This window comes from Shigella sp. FC1567 (genome assembly GCF_001743015.1).
GTDB lineage: Bacteria > Pseudomonadota > Gammaproteobacteria > Enterobacterales > Enterobacteriaceae > Escherichia > Escherichia coli.
Genome location: NZ_MIIV01000073.1, coordinates 1 through 9,176, shown reverse-complemented (window position 1 = coordinate 9,176; position 9,176 = coordinate 1). Strand labels below are relative to the sequence as shown.

Here is a 9,176-nt window from a genome sequence, read left to right as displayed (position 1 = left end):
TCGGCCTTTGAGGTCGTGGTATGGATGACGGATGGCTGGCCGCTGTATGAATCACGCCTGAAGGGAAAGCTGCACGTTATCAGCAAGCGTTACACTCAGCGCATTGAGCGACATAATCTGAATCTGAGACAACATCTGGCAAGGCTGGGACGGAAGTCACTGTCGTTCTCAAAATCGGTGGAGCTGCATGACAAGGTCATCGGGCATTATCTGAACATAAAACACTATCAGTAAGTTGGAGTCATTACCTCAGAGTACGGGACTTTATCTCTGATGCGGCGAACGTATTTTTTAGCCTCGAGTTGATACTGGCCTGCCGAATTAATAAACGAGAAATTCATGCCGCCTTTATCCGCTTCTTTGGCCTGCGCCACCAGCGTTTCCAGTTCAGACACTTTCTTCATTGCCGCATCAACATCAAACTTCTCTTGCGATATCAGGTTATTAATTTGTTTCGCTGAAATCATGACTGCCAGAGAATAGTAGTGGAATATTTTCCCTTCTCTTTCTTCAATATTTTTCAGTTCCGCAAGCTGGCGCTTATCGTTAATTTCCTGAATCGCCGCATGATAAGATTCTGCTACAGGTTCAAAGGCTTCCAGATTTTTTAAGAATGTCTGGTGCAGCGTTTTCCCTTTCGCAAACGCATCGTCTTTATAATTTTCCTGGGTGTAATATTTATCCATTTCGTTAATGGTATTACCCAACGCCACGGCAGCATCGATATAACTCACCGCCACGCCATCAATTGGTTGCAGCGCAGGCGTTAACGCCACAGCACTTTTTACGCCTTTTTCACACTCAGCGAGGTTGGATTCACTAATGCCGTAGATGCCATAAACAGTACGCTCTTCACCGGTAGGCCCCTGTTTAAAATCTTTCAGCCAGTCAACATAACGCGCCAGACTGCGCTGTACAGGGATCTGTAACTTGTTATAGCACTTGATATAGACATCCATTTTTTCGTCGAAAACCGCTTGTTCATCGACCACCGGTTGCGCAGGTGTTTCAGGTTTAGCTTCTGCTTTTGCAACGGGAGCTTCAGGAGCTGGTGCGGCAGGTTGACTATTGGCAGGCGGGGGCGTTTCTGTTTCGGCTTTTTTATCATCACAACCCGTCAGACCGAGGGCCATGATGGCGACTATAATAGCGGAAGATAATAAATTCCTTTTCATTTAATTGCCTTATAAATATATAGATAAGAGAGTGAACATAATAAATGAAAAAAGAAAACGCCACTACACGCGTTTTATTTATAAATAAAAATAATAAAATTCACGAAATGAATAAGTCCTGCAATTTAATATATATCGCAGGACTTATTTTAATTAATTGCTCAAACGCTGCGGATGGGTATAAACCGTTGCCCGACCCGGTTTACAAAAACCTACCAGTGTCAGATTACAGCGCTCAGCCACTTCTACAGCAAGCGTGGTCGCGGCAGACACCGCAAACAAAATCTCTACGCCGCACATCGCCGACTTTTGCACCATTTCATAACTGGCACGACTGGAAACCAGTACCGCACCTTGCTGCCAGCTTTCCCCTTCTTGTGACCGGCGGCCTAACAGTTTGTCCAGCGCCACATGGCGCCCCACGTCTTCATGCCCGCCGACCAGTTCGCCAGATGGCAACATCCAGGCAGCGGCGTGAGTACAACCAGTCAGTTGCCCCACTGGCTGAAAATCGTTGAGATGACGTAATGCATCATCCAGTTTGTTGAGATCAAACGTCTGGGTGAACGGTAGCGGCTGCACCGGTTTTCCGATGTCATTAAGTTGCTCCACGCCGCATACGCCACAGCCCGTACGTCCCGCCAGCGCCCGGCGGCGCTCCTTCAACCCCATAAAGCGGCGGCTGGAAAGCTCAATTTGTACTTCAAGACCATTACAGGAAGGAACGACATCCATGCCGAAGATATCGCGCGGACTTTCGATAATCCCCTCGGAAAGCGAAAAACCGAGCGCAAAGTACTCAAGGTCTTTGGGCGACGCCATCATCACCACATGCGAAATGCCGTTGTAGACCAGCGCAACGGGAACTTCTTCCGCGACCTCATCTAACCGTGGGTGTTGTAAATCATCACGCCGCCATAACTCAATTTGACGAACACCTGTGATATTTGTCACATTTTCGATTTCTTTTCGCTGTGTTTTTTTCACTTTCTCTTAACCAGATAAGAACACACACACCAACATTATGGTATTCTGTTACAAACCCTTCCTGGATGGAGGGAAATCGAGCCAATTCTGGACCTTTGCGGCCCCTTCCGCAAAGAAAAATAACTCCCACTCCCTGCACACGCAGCAAGCGAATGTAAATGGGACGTGACAATGTCGAAACAAGGAGCAATCCATGCAGGTCAGCAGAAGGCAGTTCTTTAAGATCTGCGCTGGCGGTATGGCAGGCACCACGGCAGCGGCACTAGGTTTTGCACCCAGCGTAGCACTCGCGGAAACCCGGCAGTATAAACTGCTGCGCACCCGCGAAACCCGTAATACCTGCACCTATTGTTCCGTAGGCTGTGGGCTGTTGATGTACAGCCTCGGTGACGGAGCAAAAAACGCCAAAGCATCTATCTTCCATATCGAAGGCGATCCGGATCACCCGGTCAACCGCGGTGCACTTTGTCCGAAAGGCGCTGGCCTGGTGGATTTCATCCACTCCGAAAGCCGTCTGAAGTTTCCGGAATACCGTGCGCCAGGTTCTGATAAATGGCAGCAAATCAGTTGGGAAGAGGCGTTTGATCGCATCGCCAAACTGATGAAAGAAGACCGCGATGCTAACTACATTGCGCAAAACGCCGAAGGCGTGACTGTTAACCGCTGGCTCTCCACCGGGATGCTGTGTGCTTCCGCGTCGAGTAACGAAACCGGCTATTTAACGCAAAAATTCTCCCGCGCGCTGGGTATGCTCGCGGTCGACAACCAGGCGCGTGTCTGACACGGACCAACGGTAGCAAGTCTTGCTCCAACATTTGGTCGCGGTGCGATGACCAACCACTGGGTCGACATCAAGAACGCCAACCTCGTCGTGGTGATGGGCGGTAACGCCGCTGAAGCTCACCCGGTCGGGTTCCGCTGGGCGATGGAAGCCAAAATTCACAACGGCGCGAAGCTGATTGTGATCGATCCTCGCTTTACGCGTACGGCGGCGGTAGCTAACTACTATGCCCCTATTCGTTCCGGTACTGACATTGCTTTCCTGTCAGGCGTATTGCTGTACCTGCTGAACAATGAAAAATTCAACCGCGAATACACCGAAGCCTATACCAACGCCAGCCTGATCGTGCGTGAGGATTACGGCTTTGAAGATGGCCTTTTCACCGGCTATGACGCGGAAAAACGCAAGTACGATAAATCCTCCTGGACTTACGAACTGGACGAAAACGGCTTCGCCAAACGCGATACCACGCTGCAACATCCGCGCTGCGTGTGGAACTTGCTGAAACAGCACGTTTCCCGCTACACGCCAGATGTGGTTGAAAACATCTGTGGTACGCCAAAAGACGCGTTCCTGAAAGTCTGCGAATACATCGCAGAAACCAGTGCTCACGATAAAACTGCCTCGTTCCTGTATGCCCTCGGCTGGACGCAACACTCCGTTGGTGCGCAAAACATTCGTACGATGGCGATGATCCAGCTGCTGCTCGGCAATATGGGGATGGCAGGCGGCGGCGTTAACGCCCTGCGCGGTCACTCCAATATTCAGGGGCTGACGGACCTGGGGCTGCTGTCGCAGAGCCTGCCAGGTTACATGACGCTGCCAAGCGAGAAGCAGACCGATCTGCAAACCTACCTTACCGCCAACACGCCAAAACCGCTGCTGGAAGGCCAGGTAAACTACTGGGGCAACTACCCGAAATTCTTCGTCTCTATGATGAAGGCCTTCTTTGGTGATAAAGCGACGGCGGAAAATAGCTGGGGCTTTGACTGGTTGCCGAAGTGGGATAAAGGCTACGACGTCCTGCAATACTTCGAGATGATGAAAGAGGGCAAGGTCAATGGCTATATCTGCCAGGGTTTTAACCCTGTTGCCTCATTCCCGAACAAAAACAAAGTGATCGGTTGTCTGTCGAAACTGAAGTTCCTCGTCACCATCGACCCGCTGAACACTGAAACCTCTAACTTCTGGCAGAACCACGGTGAGCTGAACGAAGTTGACTCGTCGAAGATCCAGACCGAAGTGTTCCGTCTGCCATCGACCTGCTTCGCAGAAGAGAACGGTTCAATCGTTAACTCAGGTCGCTGGTTGCAGTGGCACTGGAAAGGTGCGGACGCCCCGGGGATTGCGCTGACTGACGGTGAGATCCTCTCCGGTATCTTCCTGCGCTTGCGCAAGATGTATGCCGAACAGGGTGGCGCGAACCCGGATCAGGTGCTGAACATGACCTGGAACTACGCCATTCCGCATGAGCCGAAGTCGGAAGAAGTAGCGATGGAGAGCAACGGTAAGGCGCTGGCCGATATTACCGATCCGGCAACCGGTGCGGTTATCGTCAAGAAAGGCCAACAACTTAGCTCGTTCGCCCAATTGCGCGATGACGGTACAACCTCCTGTGGCTGCTGGATTTTCGCCGGTAGCTGGACGCCGGAAGGCAACCAGATGGCGCGTCGTGATAACGCCGATCCGTCTGGCCTCGGTAACACGCTGGGCTGGGCATGGGCATGGCCGCTTAACCGCCGCATTCTGTATAACCGCGCCTCCGCAGATCCGCAGGGTAACCCGTGGGATCCGAAGCGTCAGTTGCTGAAATGGGACGGCACTAAGTGGACCGGCTGGGATATTCCGGACTACAGCGCAGCGCCTCCGGGTAGCGGCGTCGGGCCGTTTATCATGCAGCAGGAAGGCATGGGGCGTCTGTTTGCCCTCGATAAGATGGCGGAAGGTCCGTTCCCGGAACACTACGAGCCGTTTGAAACGCCGCTGGGAACTAACCCGCTGCATCCAAACGTTATCTCGAACCCGGCTGCACGTATCTTTAAAGACGACGCCGAAGCATTGGGTAAAGCCGATAAGTTCCCGTATGTCGGAACCACCTATCGTCTGACCGAGCACTTCCACTACTGGACCAAACACGCGCTGTTGAACGCGATTTTGCAGCCAGAGCAGTTTGTGGAAATCGGGGAGTCGCTGGCGAATAAACTTGGCATTGCCCAGGGCGATACCGTGAAAGTCTCCTCCAACCGTGGCTATATCAAAGCCAAAGCGGTGGTGACCAAACGTATTCGCACGCTGAAAGCGAACGGCAAAGATATCGATACCATCGGTATTCCGATTCACTGGGGCTATGAAGGCGTAGCTAAAAAAGGCTTTATTGCCAATACTTTAACGCCATTCGTTGGTGATGCGAACACGCAGACGCCGGAGTTTAAGTCCTTCCTTGTGAATGTGGAAAAGGTGTAACGGAGACGACATATGGCTTATCAATCTCAAGATATCATTCGTCGTTCCGCGACTAACGGTCTGACCCCCGCGCCTCAGGCGCGGGACTTCCAGGAAGAAGTGGCGAAACTCATCGACGTCACCACCTGTATCGGCTGTAAAGCCTGTCAGGTGGCGTGTTCAGAGTGGAACGACATTCGCGATACCGTCGGCAATAACATTGGGGTGTACGACAACCCCAATGATTTAAGTGCCAAATCGTGGACGGTGATGCGCTTCTCGGAAGTGGAGCAGAACGACAAACTGGAATGGCTGATCCGCAAAGACGGCTGTATGCACTGTTCCGATCCAGGCTGTCTGAAAGCGTGCCCGGCGGAAGGTGCAATTATTCAGTATGCCAACGGTATCGTCGACTTCCAGTCCGAGCAGTGCATTGGCTGCGGTTATTGCATTGCGGGCTGTCCGTTCGACATTCCGCGCCTCAACCCGGAAGACAACCGCGTCTACAAATGTACGCTGTGCGTTGACCGCGTGGTGGTTGGGCAAGAACCAGCCTGCGTGAAGACCTGCCCAACGGGCGCGATTCACTTCGGTACGAAAGAGTCGATGAAAACGCTGGCGAGCGAGCGCGTGGCGGAGCTGAAAACCCGCGGTTACGACAATGCGGGCCTGTACGATCCGGCAGGCGTCGGTGGTACACACGTTATGTACGTGCTGCACCATGCTGACAAGCCAAATCTGTATCATGGCTTGCCGGAGAACCCGGAAATCAGCGAAACCGTGAAATTCTGGAAAGGCATCTGGAAACCGCTCGCAGCTGTTGGCTTTGCGGCTACCTTCGCAGCCAGTATCTTCCACTACGTGGGTGTCGGTCCGAACCGTGCGGATGAGGAAGAGAATAATCTGCACGAAGAGAAAGACGAGGAGCGCAAATGAAACGACGTGACACCATCGTGCGCTACACCGCGCCGGAACGTATCAACCACTGGATCACCGCCTTCTGCTTCATCCTAGCGGCGGTGAGCGGGCTGGGCTTTTTGTTCCCGTCCTTCAACTGGTTGATGCAAATCATGGGCACACCGCAGCTGGCGCGAATTCTGCACCCGTTTGTCGGCGTGGTTATGTTTGCCTCGTTCATCATCATGTTTTTCCGTTACTGGCATCACAACCTAATCAATCGGGATGATATCTTTTGGGCGAAGAATATTCGTAAGATCGTCGTCAACGAGGAAGTAGGTGACACCGGGCGTTATAACTTCGGTCAGAAATGCGTTTTCTGGGCGGCGATTATTTTCCTGGTTCTGCTGCTGGTGAGCGGCGTGATTATCTGGCGTCCTTATTTTGCGCCTGCTTTCTCAATCCCGGTGATCCGATTCGCGTTAATGCTGCATTCATTTGCCGCAGTGGCGTTAATTGTGGTTATCATGGTGCATATCTACGCCGCCCTTTGGGTGAAAGGCACGATTACCGCCATGGTGGAAGGATGGGTTACCAGCGCCTGGGCGAAGAAACATCACCCGCGCTGGTACCGTGAGGTCCGCAAGACAACGGAAAAGAAAGCTGAATGAGTATTCGCATAATCCCGCAAGATGAGCTGGGTTCGAGCGAGAAACGTACGGCGGATATGATTCCGCCGTTATTGTTCCCTCGGCTCAAGAATTTATACAACCGCCGCGCCGAGCGTCTGCGCGAGCTGGCAGAAAATAATCCGCTGGATGATTACCTGCGCTTTGCTGCGCTTATCGCCCACGCCCAGGAAGTGGTGCTGTACGACCATCCGCTGGAGATGGATCTGACCGCGCGCATTAAAGAAGCCAGCGCACAGGGCAAGCCCCCGCTGGATATTCACGTTCTGCCGCGTGATAAGCACTGGCAAAAGCTGCTGATGGCGCTGATTGCTGAGCTGAAACCTGAAATGAGCGGCCCGGCGCTGGCAGTGATTGAGAATCTGGAGAAGGCATCGACTCAGGAGCTGGAAGATATGGCCAGCGCACTGTTTGCCTCTGATTTCTCATCCGTCAGCAGCGATAAAGCGCCGTTTATCTGGGCTGCACTGTCGCTCTACTGGGCGCAGATGGCCAATCTGATCCCCGGCAAAGCCCGCGCTGAATACGGCGAGCAACGTCAATATTGCCCGGTTTGTGGTTCTATGCCGGTGTCCAGCATGGTGCAAATTGGCACCACTCAGGGTCTGCGTTACCTGCACTGCAACCTGTGTGAAACCGAATGGCACGTAGTGCGCGTAAAATGCAGCAACTGTGAACAGAGCGGCAAACTGCATTACTGGTCGCTGGATGACGAACAGGCCGCGATTAAAGCCGAAAGCTGCGATGACTGCGGCACTTACCTGAAGATTCTTTATCAGGAAAAAGAACCGAAAGTTGAAGCCGTGGCAGATGACCTCGCTTCTCTGGTACTGGACGCGCGAATGGAGCAAGAAGGCTATGCCCGCAGTTCCATCAACCCGTTCCTGTTTCCGGGTGAAGGGGAGTAATCTCTGACGTTTTCCGGGTGGCGCTGGTCGCCCGGATTACAGCTCATAGGGTGTGACGACACCATCTCTCGTATTCCGCGTTACCCATTCAAGATCATGCCGCAATTGTCTGTTTGCCTCGTTCTTCCCTCCAACACATCGATAAGGTTATGGGTATGTCACTGATGACAAGCGTATGATTGCCTGATGCGCTGCGCTTATCAGGCCTACCAATAAACTTCAATATATTGAATTTGCATGACTTTGTAGGCCGGATAAGGCGTTCACGCCGCATCCGGCATGAACAACGCGCACGTTGTCAGCAATCTGATTGACATCATTTTTTCCCATTACCATTCCTCGCGCAGCTTACGCTGATATTCGACACCATCTTCCTCACACCCTTGCCAGATGCCAGGAACACTGGTTCTTGCTGTTTGCGATTGATTTATCAGGTATTGATCTACCGCTTCCCTTAATAGGTCCGCACGAGGAAGATTACGCTGCACCTCGAGATCATCAAGTTGCTTAATCACCTCATTCGATAAATCGAGTAAAATTCTGCCCATATCTATACCTGCCAGAGAGTTCATAAATATCTCGCCAATATCATTTTTGAATCTATGGAGAGAAAAGTACCCTTGCCGAATCTTTAAAGAAAGCTCATTTACGCATCATTTTTTATTTTTGCGAGGCGTTTTCCAGATACGATGTAACAGTTGCAGTTATTATAAGTTCAAGTAAAACAGCCTTGTATTAATACCAGAATAAGGGCATCTGTTTTTTTATATTCAAGAATGAAAAATTTTTTTCATTCCTTATGCTCCTTACACTGATCATCAACACCAACTACCTCCCCCTTTTGCCTGCCTCCCTTTGCTTTACGCACCGGAAATTGCTGCCGCTCCAGATATTGCTCAACCGCTTCGCGTAAAATTGCAGATCGTGAAACCTTACGCCAGCCCCGAAGCTTGTTCAGCCGTTTAATTGCCTCTTCTGAGGTAGCCTGAGTTTAACGGACACTCCTTCCTGAAATAGAATGGCATCAGAAGGAGCTAATAATGAGCAGAAAAAACCAACGTTACTCTAAAGAGTCCAAAGCCGAAGCTGTCAGAACGGTTCTTGAAAATCAACTTTCGATCAGTGAAGGCGCTTCCCGATTATCCCTTCCTGAAGGCACTTTAGGACAATGGGTTACCGCCGCCAGAAAAGGGCTCGGTACTCCTGGTTCCCGCACGGTGGCTGAACTGGAATCTGAAATTCTGCAACTGCGTAAGGCGTTAAATGAAGCTCGCCTTGAGCGAGATATATTAAAAAA

General features: G+C 51.5%; 9 protein-coding genes and 1 pseudogene. 6 read left to right on the top strand and 4 right to left on the bottom strand.

What is annotated here, in order from left to right:
• The coding region (locus BHE85_RS05950; protein ID WP_001393844.1) for an IS1 family transposase at window positions 1-234 on the top strand (234 nt) is incomplete at its 5' end.
• A gap of 14 nt (window positions 235-248) precedes the next feature.
• Here BHE85_RS05950 and BHE85_RS05945 read toward each other — a convergent pair.
• Together BHE85_RS05945 and fdhD are read right to left on the bottom strand one after the other, a co-directional pair.
• A pseudogene (locus tag BHE85_RS05945) lies at window positions 249-1,175 on the bottom strand (YiiG family protein); the annotation flags it as partial.
• A gap of 153 nt (window positions 1,176-1,328) precedes the next feature.
• A complete protein-coding gene (gene fdhD, locus BHE85_RS05940; protein ID WP_000753617.1) occupies window positions 1,329-2,162 on the bottom strand; it encodes a formate dehydrogenase accessory sulfurtransferase FdhD in 834 nt (277 codons plus the stop codon).
• Window positions 2,163-2,355: 193 nt separating this feature from the next.
• On the opposite strand from fdhD, the gene fdnG reads away from it, so the two are divergent.
• Genes fdnG through fdhE form a run of 4 tightly spaced genes read left to right on the top strand, consistent with a single transcriptional unit; the run spans window position 2,356 to window position 7,879 of the window.
• A complete protein-coding gene (fdnG, locus tag BHE85_RS05935; protein ID WP_011379325.1) occupies window positions 2,356-5,406 on the top strand; it encodes a formate dehydrogenase-N subunit alpha in 3,051 nt (1,016 codons plus the stop codon).
• Between the two features lie 12 nt (window positions 5,407-5,418).
• Window positions 5,419-6,321: a formate dehydrogenase O subunit beta gene (gene fdoH, locus BHE85_RS05930; protein WP_000331377.1), complete on the top strand. Its 903-nt coding sequence runs from the start codon at window positions 5,419-5,421 to the stop codon at window positions 6,319-6,321.
• Complete coding sequence (fdoI, locus tag BHE85_RS05925) at window positions 6,318-6,953, top strand: formate dehydrogenase cytochrome b556 subunit (protein WP_000829013.1); 636 nt, start codon at window positions 6,318-6,320, stop codon at window positions 6,951-6,953. The genes fdoH and fdoI overlap by 4 nt, the downstream gene beginning before the upstream one ends.
• The gene (gene fdhE, locus BHE85_RS05920; protein ID WP_000027697.1) at window positions 6,950-7,879 is read left to right on the top strand and encodes a formate dehydrogenase accessory protein FdhE; all 930 of its coding nucleotides are present in this window, start codon (window positions 6,950-6,952) and stop codon (window positions 7,877-7,879) included. Before fdoI ends, fdhE begins: the two co-directional genes overlap by 4 nt.
• Window positions 7,880-8,208: 329 nt before the next feature.
• Here fdhE and yiiF read toward each other — a convergent pair whose 3' ends face one another.
• Both yiiF and BHE85_RS05910 read right to left on the bottom strand, forming a co-directional pair.
• Entirely contained in the window at window positions 8,209-8,451 is a 243-nt protein-coding gene (gene yiiF, locus BHE85_RS05915; protein ID WP_001086388.1) for a protein YiiF, read from the bottom strand.
• Between the two features lie 218 nt (window positions 8,452-8,669).
• Window positions 8,670-8,846 carry a ribbon-helix-helix domain-containing protein gene (locus BHE85_RS05910; protein ID WP_044326047.1) on the bottom strand — a complete coding sequence of 59 codons (177 nt, stop codon included), beginning with the start codon at window positions 8,844-8,846 and terminating at the stop codon, window positions 8,670-8,672.
• Window positions 8,847-8,919: 73 nt separating this feature from the next.
• Here BHE85_RS05910 and BHE85_RS05905 point away from each other — a divergent pair.
• Window positions 8,920-9,176, top strand: a 257-nt coding sequence (locus BHE85_RS05905; protein ID WP_146628267.1) for a transposase, incomplete at its 3' end; no start/stop codon positions are given.

Coding starts and splice junctions, on each gene's coding strand:
- fdoH (WP_000331377.1), top strand. CDS start 5,419: ATGGCTTATCAATCTCAAGATATCATTCGTCGTTCCGCGACTAACGGT.
- fdoI (WP_000829013.1), top strand. CDS start 6,318: ATGAAACGACGTGACACCATCGTGCGCTACACCGCGCCGGAACGTATC.
- fdhE (WP_000027697.1), top strand. CDS start 6,950: ATGAGTATTCGCATAATCCCGCAAGATGAGCTGGGTTCGAGCGAGAAA.
- yiiF (WP_001086388.1), bottom strand. CDS start 8,451: ATGAACTCTCTGGCAGGTATAGATATGGGCAGAATTTTACTCGATTTA.